The organism is Aliivibrio fischeri (genome assembly GCF_009727955.1).
GTDB lineage: Bacteria > Pseudomonadota > Gammaproteobacteria > Enterobacterales > Vibrionaceae > Aliivibrio > Aliivibrio fischeri_A.
Genome location: NZ_WOBR01000004.1, coordinates 511225 through 535063 on the forward strand (window position 1 = coordinate 511225; position 23839 = coordinate 535063).

At 37.7% G+C, this 23839-nt stretch carries 24 protein-coding genes; 12 read left to right on the forward strand and 12 right to left on the reverse strand.

What is annotated here, in order from left to right; genetic code table 11:
- Positions 1-36: 36 nt before the first annotated feature.
- Positions 37-516 carry a C40 family peptidase gene (locus GNP81_RS05720; protein WP_155672273.1) on the reverse strand — a complete coding sequence of 160 codons (480 nt, stop codon included), beginning with the start codon at positions 514-516 and terminating at the stop codon, positions 37-39.
- Positions 517-874: 358 nt separating this feature from the next.
- On the opposite strand from GNP81_RS05720, the gene GNP81_RS05725 reads away from it, so the two are divergent.
- Together GNP81_RS05725 and GNP81_RS05730 are read left to right on the forward strand one after the other, a co-directional pair.
- Positions 875-2467 (forward strand): AbgT family transporter, encoded by a 1593-nt coding sequence (locus GNP81_RS05725; protein WP_155672274.1) that lies wholly within the window; start codon positions 875-877, stop codon positions 2465-2467.
- A gap of 275 nt (positions 2468-2742) precedes the next feature.
- Positions 2743-3378 carry a CatB-related O-acetyltransferase gene (locus GNP81_RS05730; RefSeq protein WP_155672275.1) on the forward strand — a complete coding sequence of 212 codons (636 nt, stop codon included), beginning with the start codon at positions 2743-2745 and terminating at the stop codon, positions 3376-3378.
- A 42-nt stretch (positions 3379-3420) separates the two neighbouring features.
- Here the strand turns inward: GNP81_RS05730 and GNP81_RS05735 are convergent, their stop codons facing one another.
- The gene (locus GNP81_RS05735; RefSeq protein WP_017018568.1) at positions 3421-4224 is read right to left on the reverse strand and encodes a sterol desaturase family protein; all 804 of its coding nucleotides are present in this window, start codon (positions 4222-4224) and stop codon (positions 3421-3423) included.
- A 91-nt stretch (positions 4225-4315) separates the two neighbouring features.
- Between GNP81_RS05735 and GNP81_RS05740 the strand changes: the two genes are divergently transcribed.
- Both GNP81_RS05740 and nagK read left to right on the forward strand, forming a co-directional pair.
- A complete protein-coding gene (locus GNP81_RS05740) occupies positions 4316-5059 on the forward strand; it encodes a tRNA-uridine aminocarboxypropyltransferase (RefSeq protein WP_005419423.1) in 744 nt (247 codons plus the stop codon).
- Between the two features lie 126 nt (positions 5060-5185).
- On the forward strand, positions 5186-6097 hold the full coding sequence (gene nagK, locus GNP81_RS05745) for an N-acetylglucosamine kinase (protein WP_012533600.1): 912 nt from the start codon (positions 5186-5188) through the stop codon (positions 6095-6097).
- Positions 6098-6230: 133 nt separating this feature from the next.
- Here nagK and GNP81_RS05750 read toward each other — a convergent pair whose 3' ends face one another.
- The 6 genes from GNP81_RS05750 to GNP81_RS05775 form a co-directional block, all read right to left on the reverse strand.
- Positions 6231-6563: a PBPRA1643 family SWIM/SEC-C metal-binding motif protein gene (locus GNP81_RS05750; RefSeq protein ID WP_017019242.1), complete on the reverse strand. Its 333-nt coding sequence runs from the start codon at positions 6561-6563 to the stop codon at positions 6231-6233.
- Positions 6564-6699: 136 nt separating this feature from the next.
- On the reverse strand, positions 6700-8481 hold the full coding sequence (locus tag GNP81_RS05755) for a bifunctional molybdopterin-guanine dinucleotide biosynthesis adaptor protein MobB/molybdopterin molybdotransferase MoeA (RefSeq protein WP_155674482.1): 1782 nt from the start codon (positions 8479-8481) through the stop codon (positions 6700-6702).
- Entirely contained in the window at positions 8478-9062 is a 585-nt protein-coding gene (gene mobA, locus GNP81_RS05760) for a molybdenum cofactor guanylyltransferase MobA (RefSeq protein ID WP_155674481.1), read from the reverse strand. Before mobA ends, GNP81_RS05755 begins: the two co-directional genes overlap by 4 nt.
- Entirely contained in the window at positions 9040-9747 is a 708-nt protein-coding gene (locus GNP81_RS05765) for an energy-coupling factor ABC transporter ATP-binding protein (RefSeq protein ID WP_005419418.1), read from the reverse strand. The genes mobA and GNP81_RS05765 overlap by 23 nt, the downstream gene beginning before the upstream one ends.
- A gap of 13 nt (positions 9748-9760) precedes the next feature.
- Positions 9761-10459: an ABC transporter permease gene (locus tag GNP81_RS05770; protein WP_005419416.1), complete on the reverse strand. Its 699-nt coding sequence runs from the start codon at positions 10457-10459 to the stop codon at positions 9761-9763.
- Between the two features lie 3 nt (positions 10460-10462).
- Complete coding sequence (locus GNP81_RS05775) at positions 10463-11284, reverse strand: ABC transporter substrate-binding protein (protein ID WP_155672279.1); 822 nt, start codon at positions 11282-11284, stop codon at positions 10463-10465.
- Between the two features lie 281 nt (positions 11285-11565).
- On the opposite strand from GNP81_RS05775, the gene GNP81_RS05780 reads away from it, so the two are divergent.
- Positions 11566-12993, forward strand: coding sequence for a sigma-54-dependent transcriptional regulator (locus GNP81_RS05780; protein ID WP_155672280.1), 1428 nt, complete (start codon positions 11566-11568; stop codon positions 12991-12993).
- On the forward strand, positions 12990-15032 hold the full coding sequence (locus GNP81_RS05785; protein WP_155674480.1) for a sensor histidine kinase: 2043 nt from the start codon (positions 12990-12992) through the stop codon (positions 15030-15032). The genes GNP81_RS05780 and GNP81_RS05785 overlap by 4 nt, the downstream gene beginning before the upstream one ends.
- Positions 15033-15278: 246 nt before the next feature.
- Here the strand turns inward: GNP81_RS05785 and GNP81_RS05790 are convergent, their stop codons facing one another.
- Positions 15279-15461: a hypothetical protein gene (locus GNP81_RS05790; RefSeq protein ID WP_146862565.1), complete on the reverse strand. Its 183-nt coding sequence runs from the start codon at positions 15459-15461 to the stop codon at positions 15279-15281.
- 229 nt (positions 15462-15690) lie between these two features.
- Between GNP81_RS05790 and GNP81_RS05795 the strand changes: the two genes are divergently transcribed.
- Both GNP81_RS05795 and GNP81_RS05800 read left to right on the forward strand, forming a co-directional pair.
- Positions 15691-16422 carry a glycosyltransferase family 2 protein gene (locus GNP81_RS05795; protein WP_155674479.1) on the forward strand — a complete coding sequence of 244 codons (732 nt, stop codon included), beginning with the start codon at positions 15691-15693 and terminating at the stop codon, positions 16420-16422.
- A 20-nt stretch (positions 16423-16442) separates the two neighbouring features.
- Positions 16443-17720, forward strand: a complete 1278-nt coding sequence (locus GNP81_RS05800; protein ID WP_155674478.1) for an LssY C-terminal domain-containing protein — start codon at positions 16443-16445, stop codon at positions 17718-17720.
- A 13-nt stretch (positions 17721-17733) separates the two neighbouring features.
- On the opposite strand, the gene GNP81_RS05805 is transcribed toward GNP81_RS05800, so the two are convergent.
- Genes GNP81_RS05805 through GNP81_RS05815 form a run of 3 tightly spaced genes read right to left on the reverse strand, consistent with a single transcriptional unit; the run spans position 17734 to position 20193 of the window.
- Positions 17734-19098: an ATP-binding protein gene (locus GNP81_RS05805; protein ID WP_155674477.1), complete on the reverse strand. Its 1365-nt coding sequence runs from the start codon at positions 19096-19098 to the stop codon at positions 17734-17736.
- An 18-nt stretch (positions 19099-19116) separates the two neighbouring features.
- Entirely contained in the window at positions 19117-19773 is a 657-nt protein-coding gene (locus GNP81_RS05810) for a response regulator transcription factor (RefSeq protein WP_012534090.1), read from the reverse strand.
- A gap of 36 nt (positions 19774-19809) precedes the next feature.
- The gene (locus GNP81_RS05815; RefSeq protein WP_155674476.1) at positions 19810-20193 is read right to left on the reverse strand and encodes a PepSY domain-containing protein; all 384 of its coding nucleotides are present in this window, start codon (positions 20191-20193) and stop codon (positions 19810-19812) included.
- Positions 20194-20535: 342 nt separating this feature from the next.
- Here GNP81_RS05815 and GNP81_RS05820 point away from each other — a divergent pair, with 342 nt between their 5' ends.
- From GNP81_RS05820 to GNP81_RS05835, 4 genes are all read left to right on the forward strand, one after another.
- On the forward strand, positions 20536-22092 hold the full coding sequence (locus tag GNP81_RS05820) for a BCCT family transporter (protein WP_155672285.1): 1557 nt from the start codon (positions 20536-20538) through the stop codon (positions 22090-22092).
- Between the two features lie 107 nt (positions 22093-22199).
- Complete coding sequence (locus tag GNP81_RS05825) at positions 22200-22652, forward strand: hypothetical protein (protein ID WP_155672286.1); 453 nt, start codon at positions 22200-22202, stop codon at positions 22650-22652.
- A 117-nt stretch (positions 22653-22769) separates the two neighbouring features.
- Positions 22770-23171 carry a copper resistance protein gene (locus GNP81_RS05830; RefSeq protein WP_155674475.1) on the forward strand — a complete coding sequence of 134 codons (402 nt, stop codon included), beginning with the start codon at positions 22770-22772 and terminating at the stop codon, positions 23169-23171.
- 145 nt (positions 23172-23316) lie between these two features.
- The gene (locus GNP81_RS05835; protein ID WP_155672287.1) at positions 23317-23805 is read left to right on the forward strand and encodes a hypothetical protein; all 489 of its coding nucleotides are present in this window, start codon (positions 23317-23319) and stop codon (positions 23803-23805) included.
- Positions 23806-23839: the final 34 nt, after the last annotated feature.

The following is a 23839-nucleotide window of genomic DNA, read 5'->3' on the forward strand; positions in this document are numbered from 1 at the left end:
TAAGTGAAGTAGGGGTATTTCACTTAGCTTTTTTGTTTATAACACTCTTCGAACTTGCCAGAATGCTTTTTTCCAATAAGGATTATCTAAGCTAGAGATAATCACGCCTTTGGATGTTGATGCATGCATAAATTCTCTATTTCCAATATAAACACCAACATGCCTTACTTTTACACTGGTTTTAAAAAAGATTAAATCGCCTTTTTTAGCATTAGCTAATGCGATTTGAGTGCCAGTAGTTGCTTGATATTCTGTAGTTCTTGGTAGCGATAAACGATGTAAAACATCAAATGCGTTTTGAGTAAATGCGGAACAATCGACACCATTCTTAGAAGTACCCCCGTATTTATACGGAACTCCTTGCCATTGATAAAAATAATCTTGATAAGCATCTGATGATGAGAGTTGTGGATGTTGAGTGGTGATCTCTTGCTTTGTTAATTCTGCTACTGGAGGAGTTGATGAGCACCCAAATAAGCCAACAACAGTAAATATAGCGAAAAGGTGACGAAACATAACAAGCCTATATAAAAAAATGCAGATAACTATTTTGAATGAATTTCACGGGAATTAACATCAAAATAGAGAATATTGAAAGTTAATTATAGTACTTTCTCATTTTTTATCTCGACTTTTATGTGAAATGATTTGATTGTTTGTTAATCAAAAGTTTTGTTTTGTGATGTAAAACTGGTCAAATTAACTACATTTGAAATACTTTGTGACATTTTGCTCTTTTAATGATTGTAACAATCAAGTAACCTTTCTGTGAATTTTGGATGTACTTACTTTTAACTAAATTACACAATATTGTTCATTGTTTCTAACGTTTAATATGATTTGTTTAAGGTGGGTCAAAAACAAGGAGTTACAGATGAGTTCGTCTGCATCACAACAACAAAACCAACAACAGCCTAAAAGGCCTTTATTTACCCGCTTTCTTGATTCTGTTGAATACTTAGGAAACTTACTACCACACCCAATTACTCTTTTTGCAATCTTTTGTGTGGCCATTCTCGTTTTATCCGGTATCGCAGGTTATTTTGAGCTATCAGTTATAGATCCTCGTCCAGAAGGTGCAAAAGGGCGTGCAGCTGATGGAATGATCCACGTAGTAAGCTTGTTTAATGCAGAAGGCTTACAACTAATCGTAACTAATTTAGTGAAGAACTTTGTTGGCTTTGCTCCATTAGGTACTGTACTTGTGGCGATGCTTGGTGTTGCTATTGCAGAGCATTCAGGTCTATTATCAGCGGCAATGCGTGGCATGGTAATGGGTGCGTCTAAGCGTATGGTTACTGTAACCGTTGTTTTTGCTGGTATCATTTCAAATACAGCAGCAGAGCTTGGTTATGTTGTTCTTATTCCTCTTGCTGCTATGCTTTTCCACTCATTGGGTCGTCATCCATTAGCCGGTCTTGCTGCCGCGTTTGCGGGTGTATCTGGTGGTTATTCTGCAAACCTTCTGATTGGTACGGTTGACCCACTGCTTTCAGGTATTACTGAAACAGCAGCGCAAATGATTGACCCAACTTATACTGTTGGTCCTGAAGCAAACTGGTACTTCATGTTTGTTTCTACTTTCTTTATTGCTATCACTGGTGCGTTTGTAACAGAGAAAATTGTTGAGCCGAAATTGGGTAAATACAATGATGAAGAAGCATCTGAAGATCTGTCTAATGATTCGATGGGTAAACTAACGGATGTTGAAAAGAAAGGTCTTAAACTAGCAGGTATCGCTGTTCTAGCTGTAAGTGCATTACTTGCGTGGACAATTGTTCCGGAAGATGGTGTTTTACGTTCAGCAACTGGTACAGTCGCGGGTTCACCATTCCTTAAGAGTATCGTTGCCTTTATTTTTGTATTCTTTGCTATTCCAGGCTTTGTTTACGGTAAAGTAACAGGCTCAATGAAGAATGATCGTGATGTTATCAATGCAATGGCAACATCAATGTCTTCAATGGGTATGTACATTGTTCTTGTATTCTTTGCAGCACAGTTTGTCGCTTTCTTTAAGTGGACTAACTTTGGTCAAGTAATTGCGGTTGGTGGGGCGACCTTCCTACAAGACGTTGGTCTTACTGGTCCTATGTTGTTCTTCGCATTCATTTTAATGTGTGGTTTTATCAACTTAATGATCGGTTCAGCATCTGCACAGTGGGCAGTAACCGCACCAATCTTTGTTCCAATGTTAATGTTAGTAGGTTATGCACCTGAAACAATTCAAGCGGCATACCGTATTGGTGATTCAACAACGAATATCATCACTCCAATGATGAGCTACTTCGGTCTTATTCTTGCCGTAGCAACTCGTTATATGAAGAATTTGGGTATCGGTACTCTGATTGCAACTATGCTGCCATATTCAATCTGCTTTATGTTTGGTTGGAGTATTCTGTTTTATGTGTGGGTGTTTGTATTTGGTCTACCAGTTGGTCCTGGTGCAGCTACGTTCTATACACCATAATCAATATAGAAATTTAGCTAGAAATACATAATCTATAAATAAAAAAGGCGATCTTCGGTTCGCCTTTTTTGTTTTTTATTACTGACCTAGAAGTCATACTTTAATTCCATTACACTTATTCAGTTATAAATCAGTGAATGAAATGCAAATATGAAGCTACTCCCATTATTAAAGCAACCTCAGATCAATTAACGTGATGTGTTTAGAACGTGAACATATCGCCACAATTCAGCGTTCCGTGGCATTTAAACTATAAAAAACTAGAGAATATTGTCATGACACAAAAACATTGGTCTAAATTTCAATTATTAAATGAAGTAAATACAAATCCGAATATCTCCATTAAAGGATCGCACAGCTATTACAGTGACTGCTGGGATAATGGTTTTGAATATTCTGTCGTACGCTACTTACACGGTGATGAAGTGAGTCGCGAATGGGAGCCTCGTTGGGATATAGATAAACTTTATATTGGAGATTATGTATGTATCGCAGCTGAAGTTATTATCTTAATGGGAGGTAATCATACTCATAGAGCTGACTGGTTTTGCTTATATCCTTTTATGAATATGATTGATGAAGCGTATCAGGGGAAAGGAGATACGATTATTCATGATGGTAGTTGGCTTGGTATGCGTTCAATGATCATGCCTGGCGTGACTATTGGAGAAGGGGCAATTGTTGCTGCTAACAGCGTTGTTACAAAAAATGTTGAACCATATAGTGTGGTAGGAGGGAATCCTGCAAAGCACATCAAATATCGCTTTGATAGTGAAACGATTGAGAAACTCATTCACTTAAGAATATATGACTGGCCTCAAGAGAAGTTTGATGCATTACAATCATTTTTATGTGATTCAGACTTTGAGCAGTTACAAGCTGAAATAGCTAAATACGATTCACTTAAGTAATAATGATAAGAAAAGCCTCTGCATTTATACAGAGGCTTTTGTTTATTTCTTTCTAAAAGGTTGAGTCAGCATTTTATCTAAGCGCTGCTCTCTTTCTTTTCTGAAAAATCCCAATCCAATCTTCATATCCTGATGACCATCAATGGGTTTTACTAAATAAGTATTTCCAATTCGGTCCCAAATAGATAAAAAGAAACCATAATTATTATGCATTTCTGAGATATGAACTGAATGATGAACTCGGTGAAAATCAGGAGTAACGAATAACCCTCGAATATAACGATCAAGTGTACGTGGAATAAATAAATTACTGTGATTAAACATCGCACTGACATTCAAAACAATTTCAAAAATAATGACGGCCTCAACTGGGATGCCAAGTAACCCTATCGCTGCGATTTTAATCAGCATAGAGAGAATAATTTCAATGGGATGAAAGCGTGTACCTGTTGTGACATCAATATCTTGATCTGAATGATGCATTCGATGTAATCGCCACAGTAAAGGAATGCGATGAAACGCTCGATGCTGCCAATAAATTAGCCAATCCAATAATAAAATAGATAAGAGAATCGTTAAGAACGTTGGTGTATTGAGGTAATAAAATAAACCAAATTGCTCCTGATTTGCGATAAAAGCAGCATCAACGGCTAATAACGGTAAGGTTAAACGAAGGACGATACTGTTGAAAAAAATTAAGCCTATATTGTTTAACCAGCGGAACTGTTTATTTTGAGTGAGTGCTTTGCGAGGCCATTTGTATTCAGCCAAAGCAAAAATGATGAAAGCAGTAACAAAAAATCCAAAACGTAACGTGTCACTGTATTCAATCCAATTATTTTCCATTAGGAATTTCTCTTTAGAACTTGTTATTACTCATACTGTAAGTAAAATGCGCTTTTTTTTCCATATAAATAAAATTGCTTGGTTGTTGTTCATGCGAATTCATAAAGTTCATCAGTTACATAAAGAAAGATTAGCTCGCTCTTCTAAACCTTTTAATGCGAGAGGGGCGAATGTGAATCGTTGTGAGTTTTGCCAAGTACATAAAGACCACTGTATCTGCGAACATCAGCCAGAAACCACATCAAATGCTGCATTTTTGCTTATTATGTTTGATACGGAAGTATTAAAGCCAAGTAATACGGGTAAGTTGATTGCTGATGTGATTCCTGAAACTCATGCTTACCTTTGGTCACGTACTGAGCCAAGTGAAGAGATGTTATCACTGCTAAATAATGAGGCTTATCAACCTTTTGTGGTTTTCCCAGAAGAGCAAATTGAAGATAAATCATTAGTACGCAATGAAGTGAAGGTCGAAGAGGGCAAAACACCATTATTTATCTTATTAGATGGTAGTTGGCGTGAAGCGGGAAGAATGTATCGTAAAAGCCCATATTTACATCAATTACCTGTTCTTTCTTTTAAGAGTGAACAACTTTCAAATTATATTATGCGTAAAGCATCGAAAGATCATCAACTTGCTACGGCCGAAGTTGCTAGCATGGTACTTGATTTGTTTGGTGAGCAAGATAATGCAAGACATCTAGAGCATTGGTTTGAATTGTTTCGAGAACATTACCTTTATAGTAAACGTCCAGTAAAAGGCGCAGAACGAGGTATGGGCTTAAAACGTTTGATTGAATTTCGTACAAATCTGAAAGTAAATAACGAAATCTAATACCAGTTTGAGGTTCAATTCACACTAAAAACCGACGAATATCGGATAGGTCACAGTCTGTATAGCTAAAAATTAGGTAAGATAACACCATAAAAGTTTTAGAATAGTTTAGGACAAGGATACCTTATGTACTACGGTTTTGATGTGGGTGGAACTAAGATTGAGTTCGGTGCGTTTAATGAAAAACTTGAGCGTGTTGCAACTGAGCGAATTCCAACACAAACTGAAAATTACTCGTTATTAGTTGATGATATTGCATCATTGATTGCAAAGTATGATGCAGAGTTTGGCGTTGAAGGTAAAGTCGGTTTAGGTATTCCAGGAATGGAAGATGCTGAAACAGGGGCTTTATTAACAAGTAACGTACCCGCAGCGAAAGGTCAATTCTTGCGAAAAGATTTAGAAGCAAAAATTGGTCGTTCAGTAAAAATCGATAACGATGCCAACTGTTTTGCACTATCAGAAGCGTGGGATGAAGAGTTAAAAGATTCACCATCAGTAATGGGACTAATTCTAGGAACAGGCTTCGGTGGTGGTTTAATTTTTGATGGTCAAGCTTTCTCTGGTTACAGCCATGTAGCTGGTGAACTAGGTCATTCACGTTTACCTATTGATGCATGGTTCCACCTTGGAGAAAACGCACCGTTATTAGGTTGTGGTTGTGGTAATAAAGGTTGTTTAGATAGTTATCTTTCTGGGCGAGGCTTTGAGCTACTTTATGCGCATTATTACGGTGAGCAAAAGAAAGCGATTGATATCATCAAAGCTCATGCAGAAGGTGATGTGAATGCAGTAGAACATGTTGACCGCTTCATGGAACTTTTGGCAATTTGTTTTGCTAATCTATTTACTTGTTTTGACCCGCACGTTGTCGCGCTTGGTGGTGGATTATCAAACTTTGAATTGATTTATGAAGAACTACCAAAGCGTTTACCAAAACACCTTCTATCTGTTGCGCGTGTACCTCGTATTATTAAAGCGAAGCATGGTGATTCAGGTGGCGTACGTGGTGCGGCATTCTTGAATATTAAAGACTAAGCGCTATAAAAATAAGATAGAAAATGCTGATACAAAAAGAGCCTCGTGTTGTTTGTTATTACTAACAGATAAACAGAGGCTCTTTTTTGTAACGCGCTTAGATTTAATTAAGCAACTTAACGTTAATTAGCTATTAAGCACAGCATTTTTTGTATTTCTTACCGCTACCGCAAGAACAAGGATCATTGCGGTTAGGTGTTTTCTCAAAGCGAGTCGTTTGAGGTTTATTCAATACACCTTCAAGCTCAAGAATATTTTCTTCTTTCTCTGCATTCACTTCAATGTTAGCAAACAATTTATGCTCAGCAACTTGGGCTTCAACTTCGATTTTACGCTCTTCAGTTTGAACAACTAGAGTTAATGGCGCTTCTTCAGTACCTAACTTAACGTCACGCTTAGTGTTGTAACCAGAAAGAACGTGGTTTTGACGAGTCTCGATACGACCTTTGAAGAACATTTTAGACATCTTGGAGCCTTATAATTTTAGAACACAGTATTTTAGGCACGTTTATACCATCAACACGAGATGGGATAAAGTGATTAGAAAAGAAAACAGACCTAATTGTAAAACAGGCCTGTTTATAATTTTTAGGTAAAAAGTATTAAACTCTCGAATTCAACGGAATGATCGTTACCTTTTGACCAATATCTACCGACTCAACGTCTGGTTGCACTTCAATTAAGCAGTTGGCTTCACTCATTGAGCGTAGGATACCTGAGCCTTGTTTGCCTGTGGTTACCACTTCCATTTGACCATTTTGGTTAATAGAGTAAATACCACGGCTATATTCCGTACGACCAGTGCGAGAGCGGATAAACTCTTTTGCAATTGCAGTGAAGGTTTCAGGCTGCCAATTATCTTCGCCTTGAAGTTTACGAAGTGCAGGTTCAACAAATTGTAAGAACGCTACCATTACTGCTACAGGGTTGCCCGGTAAACCAAAGAATGGAGTATCACCAATATGACCAAAGGCAAGAGGGCGTCCCGGACGCATATTGATACGCCAGAAATTAATATTACCCAGTTTGTCTAAAATCGTTTTGATGTAGTCTGCATCACCAACCGAGACACCACCAGAAGATAAAATCATATCTGCTTGTTGTGATGCTTGAGAAAGCGTTGATTCTAAAGCTGCTTCACTGTCTTCAATGATACCGAAATCAATCACTTCACAGCCTAATTTTTGCAGTAATGCGATTAAAGTAAAACGGTTTGAGTCGTAAATAGAGTTGGCTTTTTGTGCTTCACCCGGTGCTTGAACTTCATCACCAGTAGAAAAAATAGCCACTTTTGTTTTAGCGATAACAGGAACAGAAGCAATACCTAAAGACGCAAGCATACCCACTTCAGGCGCGGTAATGCGTGAGCCTTTAGCTACACAGATCTGATCGATAGCCAGATCTTCACCGGCTAGACGAACGTTTTGACCTTTACGAATGCCTGATTTACCCGTATCGAAGCGCACTTGATCGCCTTCTTGAGTCGCTTGTTCACGCATGATCACCGCATGACCATTTTCAGGTACTGGCGCACCTGTCATGATTTTTGCAGCTTCACCATGTTGAAGAGGGCGATCATAGCTGTGACCCGCCATGATTTCGGTAACAACTGTATAGCTTTCACGCTCTAAATCATCACCACAAATCACATAGCCATCCATTGCTGAATTATTGTGCTGAGGAGCATTAATAGGAGATAAAATATTTTGAGCAGCTAATGCATTAATCGACTCAACTAAAGAAACATCACTTTGTGAATTTAGAGGAGTAATAGCGTCTAAAATCTTTGCTCTGCCTTGGCTAACAGATAAAAATGCAGGAGATAACTCATCGCAATTAGCGGATAGGTCACTTTGCTGTTTATGTTGATGCTGTTTTACGTAGTCAACAATGAATTGCGTGATTGAGTCGGTATCATTGATATCCATTTGAGGCAGTTCAGATTCAGCTTTTAAATCCGAGGCAATCGCAATGATGTTCTCATCTTCTGGGAAAATCCAAGGCTTACCGACTTCATCACGATGCAGTTCAATCTTGGTGTATGGCAGTTGTTTAAACCCTTCAATAAGAATTAAGTCTAATTCAGTCTGGTCGAGTTTATTGATTAACTGCTGACACGTAGTTTCTTCATCTGGTGTTTCAGTGATTAATGCGTTACGAAAGCGTGAACTGATCAACATTTGGCTAGCGCCCGCTTTACGTAAGCGGTAGCTGTCTTTGCCTTCTTGGTCGATGTCAAAATTATGGTGAGCGTGTTTAATGACTGCGACTTTTAGTCCCATATCAGTCAGTTTAGGTAGCAGTTTTTCAAGTAATGTTGTTTTACCTGTGCCGCTATAAGCAGCAAAACCCAATAGAGGGATAGACGCAGACGTTAAGCTCATAATAAAGTTCCAAATTGTTCAAGTTCTTGAGGACTATTCAAATTGATAAAAGCGTTAGGGTAGTCAGAGAAATCAGCAAATACAGTATTACACTCTTTGTATAATAGGATGATTTTTCTGTCTCCACGCGTTAAAAAGGCATCAATTTTTGGAATAATACGTTTATGCATTAAAGTGACAACAGGTTGCATATACTCACCATCATGAGCTACTACAATATCAGTATCTTCTTTTACTGCATCGCAAAGCAAAGAAACTAAATTACTTGGAAGGTTAGGGGAATCACATGGAATAAACCCAACCCAATCAGAATTCATGTTTACAAGACCAGAATGCATACCCGCCAAAGGACCTGGGTATTCACTAAATTGGTCAGGAAAGGTGACGGCGTAACGTGAGTATTCTTCTATACTGCGGTTAGCATTGATGGCAATCTGGTCAGTTTGAGATGTTAATGTGTCTAGAGCGTGCTCGATGAGTGGTTTATCTTGAAATAAAACAAACCCCTTATCTTTCCCCCCCATACGACGAGCTTGCCCACCCGCTAAAATTACCCAACTAGTTTGCTTTGGCTGGAGCATACTTATCCTTGCTAACAATCACTTTTAATGGGGTTGATTCTATCAGCTTTGCATCTGAAATGGTCCATTGACGATGACAAATTTCAGTTAAAGCATTGGTTTGGTGGCTGGTAACGACAATACTAGAGCCACGATCAAGCAGATCTTTAGCCATAATTACCAATAGATCGATGGACTCTTGGTCAACACTGGCACTTGGTTCGTCCATTAGCAAGATAGACGGTTTTAATACCCAAGCTCGAGCCATAGCGACACGTTGTTTTTCACCACCAGATAAAACAGAAATATGTTCGTCAGCTAATGTCTCAAGCCCAACCATACGTAAGGCATTAATTACCATATTACGTTTGTTTTGCTTGCTCATTGCTGTGTATTTCACACCGTAAATGACATTGTCATAAACCGTACCATCAAAAAGGAATGGGTTCTGATGTAAATAAACGATTTGGTTGTTACCTGAACGGCCTAGTAAACGAACAGACCAGTGAGGTTGGTCAAGGTTGATCTTACCTGTTGTTGCGGTTTGCAGACCCGATAGGATTTTGAGTAGAGTGGTTTTACCTACGCCATTGGCGCCACGTAAATAAACAGATTCTTTTGGCCCAAGAGATAAATGTGGGATATGAAAAAGCACACGATCGTTAAATCGCATAGATAGATTATCGGCAGTTATTCTAATTGTCATCGTTATATGCCTACTAAGTACGTAAATACCCTTTACCACGAGTGATAGAGAGTAAAAAGTTTAAAACGAGTGCTAAAACTAATAACACCATACCAAGAGCAACACCCTGTGCAAATGCGCCTTTTTGGCTTTCCATTGCAATCGCAGTTGGAATATTTCGAGTAGAGTTGAAGATGTTACCACCAACCATCATTGAACAACCTACTTCAGTAATTATACGAGAAAATCCAGCGATTACAGCGGCTAAAATAGGGAAGCGAGTCTCCCAAATTAAGCTACCAAATGCGCGTGGAAGTGAAGCACCAAGTGTGAATGAGGTTTCCCAAACACGACGGTCACTGTGCTGAAATGCACCATGCATCATAGCGACCATTATTGGAAAACAGATAAATATCTGTCCAATAACCATGGCTTCTTGGGTAAAGAGTAGTTGCCAGTCACCTAATGGGCCAGCACGAGAAAGCATCATATACAGTAGCAGCCCAATAACAACGGTGGGTACGGATTGCAATGTATTCATAATAGAAAGTAATAGCCACCGCCCAGGGAAAGATCCATAAGCAAGCGCAAATGCCAACAAAAGAGCAGGTAATAATACAACTGCCATTGCAAATAGGGACACAGAAAAAGAAACACCTACAATGCTCCATAATGCAGTATCACCACTAAACAGTAATTGAATTGCCTCTTGAGAGGTGGCTAAAATAGTCATGTATTATTTAGCGTCCGCTGTGAACAGTTGTTTACCATTCAGTTTGAAGCTATTAATCATTGCTTGACCTTTGTCACTTACTAACCAATCACTGAATGCTTGTGCACCTTTAGTATTTAGGTTTTTGTAACGCTCAGGGTTAATTAGAATTACTTGGTAAGGGTTAAATAGGCGCTTATCACCTTCAACCATGATCTCAAGATCAAGTTTGTTTTGGTAAGCTAACCAAGTACCACGGTCTGTTAATGTGTAAGCTTGTAGCTCAGATGTCATGTTTAGTGTTGGACCCATACCTTGGCCAACGGCTTTATAACCACCAAAGTTTGGTTCAATTTTAGTTTGAGCCCAAAGATTCAATTCTTTTTTATTTGTACCAGAATCATCACCACGTGATACAAAAGTTACGTCAGCTTCAGCCATTTTCTTGAAAGCTTCTGTTACGTCTTTCATGCCGTGAATATGAGCAGGATCAGCCTCTGGACCTACTAGTACAAAGTCATTGTACATCAGTGATTTTGGCTCAACACCGTAGCCTTTTTCAACAAAGTTTGCTTCAGCTTTTGGTGCGTGAGTCATTACTAAATCAACATCGCCATTTTCGCCCATTTTCAATGCTTTACCAGTACCAGCAGCAAGAACTTGAACTTCGTAGCCTGAATCTTTTTGGAATTCTGGAAGAAGGTAATCTAATAAACCTGAGTGGTAAGTACTTGTTGTCGTTGCTAAACGTACAATGTTCGCGTCATTAGCGTATACGTCAGTCGCAGAGAAAGAACCTAAAGCCAGTGCAGCAACTGCAGAAAATGTCTTAATTTTATTGTTCATGTTATATCCATGTAATGAAGTTTAACTTGCAAAGCATAATGCTCTGAAGTGAATAGACTCGTACCCACTAAAGCAATCACTATGCCAAGTATAATGCCTTTAAACACACACTTAACGTAATGATATTTAAGTGGTTGAATAGGATTCTTACATAAAAACCTTACAAAAAATGTGATTAGGACAAAATGTCGCAATAGAAAGGATACATTTTGCAAATAACAGGTTAGAATAATTAGGACATTTTGACCCACATAACTCTTTAGATCTTATTAGGAATAAATATGGTTGTAAAATCAGATTGGAATGCGTTTTCAGTTCTTGTTGTTGATGATGAAATTGGTATGCAAACCATACTAAAAAAAGCATTAAGTAAACAATTTGGACAAGTGCATACCGCAGGTACGATTGAAGAAGCAGAAGAAATTCGACAATCTCACCATCTTGATTTGATCATTCTTGATATTAACTTACCCGGTCAAACCGGTTTAGAGTGGCAAGAAAGCATTGCATGTGATGCACGTAATTATGATGTAATTTTCATGACAGGCTATGCAGAGTTAGATACAGCAATTCAAGCACTTCGATTAGGTGCGTCTGATTTTATTTTAAAGCCGTTTAATCTTGAAAACATGCTACAAGCGGTAAAGCGGTGTATGGATCGCCGTTTGGTTGAACGAACCAACTTCGCTTTAAAACGCGAAGTAGAAAAGAAAAATCCGATTGAGATCATCGGTAATGCAGAGAAAACCTTACAGTTAAAGAAGATGGTTGCTCAACTTGCACCCTCTAATGCAGCTGTATTAATTGAAGGTGAATCAGGAACGGGTAAAGAGTTAGTTGCTCGTGGTTTGCATCAATTAAGTGAGCGTAAAGGGCCGTTTGTACCATTAAACTGTGGGGCTATTGCTCCGGACTTACTTGAAAGTGAACTGTTTGGCCATACTTCTGGTGCGTTTACTGGCGCTAAGAAAGGGCGTGAAGGTTTATTCAGAGTTGCGAATGGTGGCACACTGTTTTTAGATGAAATCGGTGAAATGCCAATTGGAATGCAATCATCGCTGCTTCGAGCGTTAGAGCAAAAAGCCATTCGTCCAGTAGGTTCTGAAAAAGAAATCCCTGTTGATGTTCGTATTGTTGCAGCTACTAACCGTAATTTATTAGAAGAAGTAGAAAAGGGAAATTTCAGAAAAGATTTATTTTATCGTTTAAATGTTCTAACGGTTTCTCTACCTGCATTACGTGAGCGTAAAGCTGATCTTGCGTGTTTAACAGAACACTTCTCGCAAATGATCGCAAATGAAATGGGGGTTAAACCTGTGCATTGGGCTCATGAAGATATCGTAGCAATGGCAAATTACGATTGGCCGGGCAATATTCGTGAACTTAAAAATATGATTGAACGTTGTATTTTATTAGGTAAACCTCCTGTGGAGCATTGGGCTGAGTTACAAGGTGATGAGCCTATTCATCAAAACAATGAAGAACGTAAGAGTGATGACGCATCAAGGAATAAGGAAGGCGAGTGTACGTGCATGCCAATCTTAGATACTTACCCAGAAAAATGGACATTAAAAGAAGTGGAAAAATCACACATTATCACCGTTGTGGATTTACATGATGGTAATAAATCTGCAGCAGCAAGGCAGTTGGGCGTTGCTCGTAAAACTTTAGAGCGCAAATTTAAAGAGTGGAGCGAAGAAAACGCATGACGCTATCTCCAACAGTTTGGAAAAAACGCATTAAAACCATGGTGCGTTACCGCTTACTTTGGTTGAACTCGGTTCCATTATTCTTAACCTTATTAGCTTTAGTGATCATTACGGCATTTTGGTCTACACATTATACTTGGCAAAATGCACTGAATGATGTTGGTAGTAAATTATCCGTTGCCAATAACAGTATTGACTTTTTACAGCGAGAGCAAAGCGCAGAATTAAGAGGTTTTGTTGAATCGTATTATTTTCAAAAAAAGTTTGAAAATAAAGCACCTGATTTTGAAAAGTGGGTTTCGCAGCAAGCAGGTAAATACAACTCTGATTTTATTGCGTTACACCCTGTCTCCTATATGAATGAGCTACCTTCTTCTTTAATTAATGACATGAAGATTGGTATGTCACGAACCTTCTTTCAAGTCATGACAGAAAAAGAGCTGACAGATATTAACCCTAAACTTAAACAGCAAGTTTGGGTGACAAACAAAGAAGATGGCAGTATAGAAAAACGAGGCTTAATCAGCCGAACACTGATCCCTATTTTTGACACAAAAGGGGAGCTGTCTTGGATTGTAGATAGTGGAATTATATTAAATAACAGCACGTTACTTGTAGATAGGATTCGTGATTTGATCTATCCATCAGGTGATTTACCGTCTAATAATATAGGAACAGTAACACTCTTTTTAGATGGCCTTCGCATCAGTACGAACGTACCGCTTCATACTGACTTTGCAAATAAAGAGTTAAACCAAGGCCGTGCTATTGGAACCAAAGTATCTCCAGAAGTGAAAGCTAAAGTTATCGAAACTGGTGAACGTTGGGTAAATCGAGCTTATGTTTATAACGATTGGTACATATCCGCATATCAACCAATTAAGGATATGAACGGAAAAGTTATTGGGATGCTTTATACCGGTTATTTAGAGTGGCCGTTATTAAAACAATATTTACAAAACCTGCTTGAGGCGGGTATTACCATTCTTATTACGTTATTGTTGTCGACTTTTTTTGTGCACAGAGGTGCAAGAGATCTATTTCAACCAATTGAAAAGATTCATTTTGTAGTGAAGTCAGTTCAATTAGGTAAAGACGTTCGAATAGGGGATTTAGGTTTAGATAATAGCCATGAGTTGGCGAGTTTGGCTCAGCAGTTTGACAACATGCTTGATCAACTTCAGTTACGAAACTTAGAGATCCAAAGGGCCTCTAAAGAGCTAGAGTCGAAAGTTGAATCAAGAACGGCTAGCTTACATGAAAAAACCGTGGAATTAGAGCAATACATAAAGTTATTAAAACAAGCTCAAGATAAACTGGTGATGAGTGAAAAACTGGCATCACTTGGTGAACTGACGGCGGGTATTGCTCATGAAATTAATAATCCTACAGCTGTTATTCTAGGTAATGCGGAATTAATTAAATATGAATTAGGCGAAGAGGCTCACGTAATAGCTGAAGAGCTAGAAACTATTATGGAGCAAATAGACCGAATTCGTAATATCACTCGTAGTTTATTGCAATACAGTCGACAAGGTGGAATTCAAGATGAGGTGACATGGCAATACATTAATCCTATTATTGAAGAAAGCGTTACCTTAGTTCGTACAGGTGCTCATAAACGAGATATTGAAGTTGAATTCGATTTTGATCAACCACCACGAGTAGAAGTGAATCGTCATCATTTATTGCAGGTATTGGTCAATTTACAAATGAATGGCATTCATGCAATGAACAGTAAAGGTAAGCTAATCATTCGTAGCCGAACTTGGTGTCATGAAGGCGTTGAATTCGGCGCTATTATTGAAGTTGAAGATTTTGGTTGTGGCATTGCTGGTGAGCAACTTAATCGAATTTTTGACCCGTTTTATACAACAAAGCGTGATGGAACGGGACTTGGTTTATCTGTTTCACAAAGTTTATTAAGTCAAACTGGCGGTGAAATTAAAGTAAGATCTCAACTTGGAAAGGGGACTGTCTTTACTATTTATTTGCCAACAAAGACAGAAGAGCAGCAATATCATAATTTAGTCGGTTGAGTAGTGAGTCAATAAGTGTTACACGACTCACAAAATACGGAACAACTTCAAATTTTGTACTTTTTCTGACCATTGTGTTCACGAAAATTGTTGAAATTAAGTCAGTGATATTAGATAGTTAACACGTCCGGTTATGACCCCGAACAGTTCCAAATTAAGCCACATTTTGAGACGTGTGGCTTTCCTTTCTCTTTTTATCTTATTGATAAATCATTAAATTCCAATCGAATTTTTCAATCTTTAAAATTAATCAACTAACACAATATTATTGCTATTATCTGTATGTAATTGTGCTTTATTTTGCTCGATAAGTTGAGCAGCATAGGACGGCGTTACAGCATGATATTGTCCTTGAACTCTAATCGTAGATGCTTCCCATGCATGGTCCTTATACATACCTGTTTGAGTGTATTGAATTATCACTTTCATTTTCTTCTCCTTTTAAACACAAATTTAACAATAAGTGAGGTGGGAGTGATGTGCTACAGCTAAAAATGAAATGTTAGATTGAATAAAAAACAGACGATGGTTTATATGCAAATAACAAGTTCGATTGCAAAGGATGAATCAAAGATGAATAAATCCCTCACCATTGGTTAAGATAGCATTCGCTATTATGGCTTCAAGTAGCTTAATTCATTTTACTTGGAGGTACACTATGAACCCATTAAGCATTGTTATTATTACTTTAAATGAAGAAAAACGTATTGGACGTTTACTTGAAGATTTAACAGAGCAAACATTCAAAAATTTTGAAGTAATTGTTGTTGATTCAAATAGTTCAGATGCGACGTGTGAGGTTGCACAATCCTTCTCTGCAAGTATTCCTGATTTAACCGTTCATAAAATGGATAAACAAGGAGTTAGTTTAGGTCGTAATACTGGAGCATCGATAGCAAAACATGAACGCCTATTATTTTTAGATGCTGACGTGCGTTTGTCTCCAGACTTTCTTATTAAAGCATTAACTCAACTTAATGAAAAAGGACTTGAAGTGGCAGGTGTGTATATGGGCTCGAAGGGGTTACCTGTTGCTCATAAACTTGGTTATATGACGTTTAATATTGGCCTATTTTTAACTCAATTTGCATTTCCTACCGCAGTTGGAGCGTGTATTTTTTCGACTAGAAGAGCGCATAAAGATCTTCTTGGCTTCGATGAAAATATTACGTTATGCGAAGATTGTGATTACGTAAAAAGAGCAAGTAAAACTTGGCGATTTCGTTTTCTTCCAATGACATTTGAGTTTGATCCACGTCGTTTAGAACAAGATGGCTTTTTGCAAATGGGGTATACCTATTTAAAAGCTAATGTTCGCCGTTTCTTATTTGGAGAAATGCGCAATAACGAAATGGAATATAAGTTCGGACATTATTCAAATCAAAAGTAATTTATACGTAAAGGTAAATTATGTTTGATACGATGACTTTGTTTTGGGGCGCATTATTTGATGCGCTCATAGGACCTAATGTATTTGTTCCTGGGGAACCTTTTTTAATTGCAGCAGGCTTTCAGCTTCATCAAGGTATTTGGAGTGGCGTTGTTGCAGTCATTTTAGGCGGTTTTTTAGGTGATCAAATTAGCTATGTTATTGGTCGCCGATTTGGGCGAAATGCTCAATCATGGTTAATGAGGTGGCTTCCAAAAACACGACGTCCTATTGCTCGTTGCCGTTTGCTATTGCAAAAGAGAGGAACAATTGTTCTTGTTTTTTTTCGCTTATTAGGACCTGTAGCGTGGATAGTTCCTTTTATCGCAGGTGTTAATCATATTGGTTGGGGGCGATTTACATTATTGACTTCTATTGGTTTGCTACTCGGTGTTACTCAATTTGTTTTATGGGGATATTTATTATCTTATGGCATTGATACGCTGCCATTGCTGAAAGAAGCTGAGCTTTTTGTTATAGAGCATATACAGTCTATTCTGATGTTGATTTTCTTGATTGTTTTTTTGTTCATAGCTAAACGTTATCGATGGCGCAAACTCGGATTAAAATTTACCTTTGCCCTTATAGCGGCAGTGGCTTATTTAAATTACAGTCACTTTTTTTGGACGGCCGATGATGTAATCGAAGATGTTAAGACGAAACCGTTGTATTTTGATGAAACACGCACCGTATTCAAAGCATTCCCTGGAGAGTCGTCCTTTTTTGATGCACAAGCGATTAACGTTGTATTTATCGGTAACAATCCTCAGACGATAATGAATCAACTTGGATGGATTGAAAACAAAACATTTTCAAGAAATGATATTAATTTAGTCGATTATTTTTTACTTATGAGGAATAAGACGCCACCCGTATCCGATTTGTTTTGGGATGGGCGAGTTCAAGATATGGCTTTTCAATTACCAGGAAATTTATTAAAACGAAGTCATATACGTTGGTGGAATGCTGGAAGAAATAGCGGGGAACAACAGGTTTGGTTAGGCGCGTTAAGTTATGATGATGGTCTTACTTTTACTCCATATCGAGGAATTGTAACTATGCTACACAGCATTGATTCAGATGTAGATAAAGAAAGAGATAAATTTAAAAGTACGATCGATTTATTTTCGAACAATCTATCTACATCGAAACAAGCTTATTCAGTACCTGTGAGTAAAGATGAAGAGCATGACTATTATTCTGATGGAGAGATATTGGTTATCAGGACTCGTACGTTATCTATTGGCAATAATGGATAACATACGAGGTTATTTATTTAGCCACAAGTGGGAAGGTGAGTGTTGCTTTTAGACCGCCCATTTTACTTCTACCTAAAAGCAATGAACCGCGATAGCTGTGCGCCATTTCGTCTACAATATTTAAACCAAGTCCTGTACCTGGGGTTGATTCATCCAGACGAACACCTCGTCGAATCACGTGCTCTAATTTATCTTCTGGGATGCCATTTCCATCATCTTCGATTGTGATTTCAATGAGATTGTCAGCAGCGTATTTTGAATGAACACGAATCATAGAACTTGCCCACTTATAGCCATTTTCGAGTAAATTACCAAGCATTTCATCAAGATCTGTTGCTTCTACGGCAATATTGTCATCACTATTAAGTTCGTTAATTAATATAATTTCACGGGCAGCATAGACTTTATCAAAAGCCATTGATATGGCATCAACGCGATCGGATGGAGAGGTTGCAACAGATAAAATATTCATTGACCCAGCCATGCGAGCACGGCCTAAATGGTAATCGATGTGCTCTTGAAGCTTATTAATAGGCAGAGATAATCGCTTTTTATCCTCTTCATCTAAATGTTCTAATTCATTTTTAAGTACGGATAGTGGAGTTTTTAAAGAATGAGATAAGTTGCCCGCGTGATTGCGGGCACGCTCAAGTAATTCTTGATAGTGAAATAAAAGCGCATTGAGATCCGAAACCAAGGGAGCAATTTCTTGAGGGTAGTGTTGACTCAAATTTTGCTGCTCGCCTTTACGAAGCTGAATTAATTCAGATTGCATTTTAGCTAATGGACGTAATGACCAACTGACTTGGATACCAATAAGGAATAAAACACCGCTAAATAGCAATCCTAAGATAACCCAAACTTGCCCTGTTAACTGATGCAATGTTTTTTCTAAAGGATCTTCATCAACACCAATTGTTATTGTTATTGGTGTTTTAATTTCTGGAAGGTAGATTTGCTTTTGAATATAGATAAGTTTTTCGTCTTTTGCTCCTTTAACAGTAGGAGCAATATCTAAAGTATTCTCTTTAAAATTGAGCTTTTTATCCCATAAAGAGCGAGAGCGCAATTCATCTTTTTTTGTACTCGCAGTCCAATATAGACCGCTATAAGGCTGATTAAAACGAGGATCTGATAGTCGTGAAAATAAAACCAATTTCCCTTGCTCATTGGTTTCCAAATTTGCGGTGATCTCATCCATAGACAAAGCTAATTGTTCTTTTACGTCTTTAACTAGATAGTCGTTAACTAATTTTGGTATGCCAATACCGGCCGCTAAAATCATTGAAGATAGCCAAAAAGCCGCGGCAAGAAGCAAGCGGCTTTTTAGACTTAATTTTTTAAATGCGTGCTGGAGGCGACGTGGTGTTCTTTTCATAGTAACCCTTTATTAGTGCTATGAATTTAGCTGATAACCAAGTCCACGAACGGTTTTGATGATATTCGGTGCTATCTTTTTACGAATTCGACCAATAAACACTTCTACGGTATTTGAATCACGGTCAAAATCTTGTTTGTAAATATGTTCAACAAGTGTCGTTCTAGAGATCACTTTATCTGGGTTATGCATGAAATAAGCAACCACTTTATATTCTAATGCAGTTAGGCTTACTGCTTGATCTTGCCATAATACTTTGGAACTTCGGGTATCTAAGCTTAAATCACCAATTTTCAAAATAGGGGAGGCATTACCAGAAGCTCGACGTAATTGAGCACGAATGCGGGCAATTAATTCCACCATTTCAAATGGTTTGGTTAAGTAATCATCTGCACCTGCATTTAAGCCTTCGACACGTTGAGATAAAGTATCTCGAGCACTTAATATGATAACGGGAGTATTGATGTTTTCATCACGGATACTTTTAAGTACGGTTAAGCCGTTTAATTTTGGTAAACCTAGGTCGAGTACAATTGCGTCCCATTCTTCAGTTGTTGCTCGATATAATGCATCAACACCATCTTGAGATAATTCAGGAACCCAATCGGCAGACTCTAACGTCTCCACAATTTGTTCACCTAAACGTAAGTCATCTTCTACAACTAAAATCTTCATTATTATTGTTATCTCTTTTATATATTGTGGATTGGTTTACTTAAGTGCAGCTCGGATATCACGGCCTTTAATTTCTGTGATAGCAAGATTAGCCGCATTATATTCAACTTTTAATACATTATTATCGTGTACGATCTTTAGCTCATAAGTCCACTCATCATCGTCTTCTTCAAGTTCTACTTTAATGATACGGCCATTAAAATCTTGAGCGACAGTGGTATACAGCTCAGAAAATGGTTTAATTAACCCGGATTTCACTGCTTCATATACCTCATCTTGATCTTCATCTATTTCTATTCGTGTGTCTGCCGTTTGAATATCTTGGACTAATTCATGCCCATTTTGATGATTATCGGCCAATACATTCTGAGAGAATATAGAGAGAAGTACGGCGAGGTATATGACTGATTTTTTAAGCATGATTTATCTCAATAGGTTAGCTATGTGATTAAGTATAAAACAGCGAATATGAATATAAAATGAATTTTGTAGGAGAGAGAATAATTACAAATAACACCGTAAGTGATTAAAAAACAGCCTACCTCGAATGGATTATTTTGATAAAAGTGTAAATTTTTTTGGTTGTTTGTATTATTTTATGGTTGATTTTATAACTGTCTGATTTTTAGGAGTAATATTCGATTTTTGTGATGATATTCATGTTTTTTTCACTGGAAAAATGGAAAGTTGAAAAATATTTCACTGGTTTTACGTTTTTTAAGCTGCTAGAGTTCCGTCCCTCACGCATCAAGTGAGATATTTATGTCTACAAATAGTAAGCAAACTAGCGACAAACTTGTTCCAACCCTCACAATAGGATTTATCCTTCTATTTCTTTTAGCTGCCTTTGTTGATCTCTCAGCATTCACTGCAACTATTCAATCTTTGTTCATGTCGGTTTCGACCATGTTCGGCTATTGGTGGCAGTGGTTAATGATCATCACTTTTGTTTTGGCTCTTATCATTGCGATGAGCAGTTATGGCAAAATTAAGATGGGCAGTGAATCAAAACCCACTATCGGTACTTTCCGTTGGGTAGCTATGATCATGTGTACTCTGCTTGCAGGCGGAGGCGTGTTTTGGTCCGCAGCTGAACCTATTTTCCATTTCATTACACCATCACCAAGCTTTTCTGATGTTAAAGGCGGCACGTTGGCAGCAGTTGCGCCTGCACTAAGCCAAAGTTTCTTGCATTGGGGATTTTTAGCATGGGCAGTGCTTGGTACATTAAGTACGATTGTTCTTATGTATGCTCACTATAACTGTGGTGTAAAACTTCGTCCTCGCGCGTTGTTATATCCTATTTTAGGCAATAAATTAGAGAATCATTGGATTGGTTCTGTTATTGATGCTTGTTCTATTATTGCTGTAGCAGCAGGAACCATTGGACCTATTGGATTTTTAGCAACACAGCTAAGTTATAGCCTGACAGTCCTGACAGGGCTTGAAAGCTCTCTGATGAGTCAAATCATCATTTTGACCGTGATTGTTAGCATTTATTCTGTTTCGGCCTTCTCAGGCATGGACAAGGGCTTACAGTGGTTAAGCCGTATGAATGTTATTGGTGCAGTTGCGTTATTAGCAGCGATCTTAGTTCTAGGTCCTACTGGTTTTATCTTTAAAGAGTTTGGTATCGCTTTTGGTACTTATATTCAGCATTTACCTGAAATGAGCTTGAGCACAGCGGATCCTTCTTGGAATTCGTGGTGGACGTGGTTCTTCTGGGGATGGTTTATTGGTTTTGCTCCAATGATGGCTATCTTCATTGCGCGCATTTCTCAAGGCCGAAGCATTCGTGAGTTGATTATTACGGTAGCAATTATTGCTCCAATTGCGACAAACTTTTGGTTTTCATCATTGGGTGGAACAGGGATTTTCCTTGAGTTACAAACTCCGGGTAGCATTTCTCAACCATTGCAAGAAGCGGGCTTACCAGCGGTGTTATTAGCTTCATTAGCTCAATTGCCTTTTAGTTTCTTATTGATACCTGCATTCCTTGTACTTACAACAACGTTTGTTGCAACAACGGGTGATTCAATGGCTTATTCTATTGCAATGGCAGTAGAGGGTACTGATACACCGTCAAGATATCAGCGTCTATTTTGGGCTGTTATGATGGGTGTGGTTGCAGGCGTTTTATTGATTGCAGGTGATGGCGGATTAAATGCACTTCAATCTTTTATCGTAATTACAGCTGTACCGGTTTCTTTCTTGGTGGGTGTTACTTTTATTACTGGACCGATTGCGGTTTTACGTATGAAGAGTGCAGAGCTTGAAAGTAAATCATCGGTAGATTGCACAAAAAGCGTTACAGTGTAGTTATTGATAACGAACCAATAAAACGTTTTGATTGAATGAGAGGCTTGTCGCAGAAACTGCGGTAAGCCTTTTTTATTATGGATAAATAACCATTTAGGAGTGAATGTATGCCAAGTAAAAAAGCCGTATTGCAGCAGTTATTCTTGCGTGAAGTAAAAGGAGCTCCAATTGTAGAACGTCATGAACTTTCGAGTTGTGATATTTCTGAAACAGAACTTGCTACGTGGTTTAGACAAAAGAGAGATTTTTCATTTGACGAAATCTTTGAATCTCATTGGATAAAAACCTGTACGGCTGGCTATATTACGGAGCTTATATTTAGTCAAAATGGGAGTTTAATTGAGTTTACTTTGTTTGAACGATTAAAAACGGTAGGGCATTGGGAACTCATTGATGGTTTGCTACACATATCAATTTTTAAGAACGAAAATCAATACGACTTCGTGGTTGTGGCAAATTCATCAGTAAATATTCATTCAGCAATAGAGTATAAGAATAATGAATTGCACTCTTATCTTAAATTAGCACAAACTAAAACAGTGAACAGATACTTTAATTAAGATCATTAATAATAAAATTTATAAACTGATTATTGATAGGTAAAAAACTGATTTATATCAAAGAGATTCTTTGTTAGGGTTGGTGTAATTGATATTCAACTTATTACTAAGATATTTATGAGCACACTTATTTCAAATAGAAATAAACAATTTAGAGCTAAGCTATTATTATGCTTAGTTCTTTTAAGTGTGTTTATCTGTTTTAGTCAATTGATTGGTGTAACTTCGAGCTGTAAAGAACACTTGATCGAAGCTCAAACAAAAGTACATCAATTAGAAGCAATAAAGGGAAGTGATTCTCAGTCGAAGCCGATAGCGCCTAAATGCGAATTGGTTGAGCACTTATTATCCTTTGAAAATAGCATGCACGATTTATTGTTAGGTGCTTGGTTATTCATAGCGATTGCTTTAGTTGTTATCCCTTTACTCCATTCACCTCCAATCTTTATTGAACCCATTGAACGACAAGTTCAAAAGGTTCGGCGTCGGCATCTTAGATTCTGCGTTTTTCTAGAATAAAAACCTAAGTAATACTAATTTCAGGGATTGCTCGTTAACTGCTACGAATTACACCACTTAATCGTTGTGTTTAGGGTAACAAGTGCGTGAATGGAATTAGTATAAATTTAATTAAATATTTTTATTTTATACTTAGGAAACGACAATGAAAAAGTTAGAAAAAGCGATTGAAATTATTAAATATCTTCCATTTTATATGCTGTTTGCACCGTTTTGGTTTTCAAACGGAGTAGTCGATAAGTTTTATGGCATTTTATTTGGAACACGACAAGGCGATAGTTGGGATGGATGGAAAGAATATATTGCAGGTACGTGGTCGAAAAAGCCATTAACAGATGCGATATTTGTACCTATGTATGATTATTTATTTCCTGTATTAATTGTGCTTCAAATTTTACCCGTTGTATTTTTAATTGCCTCGTTTTTGAAATTAGAAATCTTACCGAATAAACCGAAAACATTATTGAAAGCAGGTTTGTTATCCTCTTTGTTTGTAACGGCATCAATGGCTGTTACACAAACATTAGCAGGAGCTTCTGATGTTCAATACTTATTCCAGTTTTGGGCGGTATCATTATTGGCTTTCTGGTATGTAGAAAACCAAGCTAAGCAACTAAAATTAGTTACAGCATAAAAAATGAAGCCCTTTAACTCTATGTAGTTAAAGG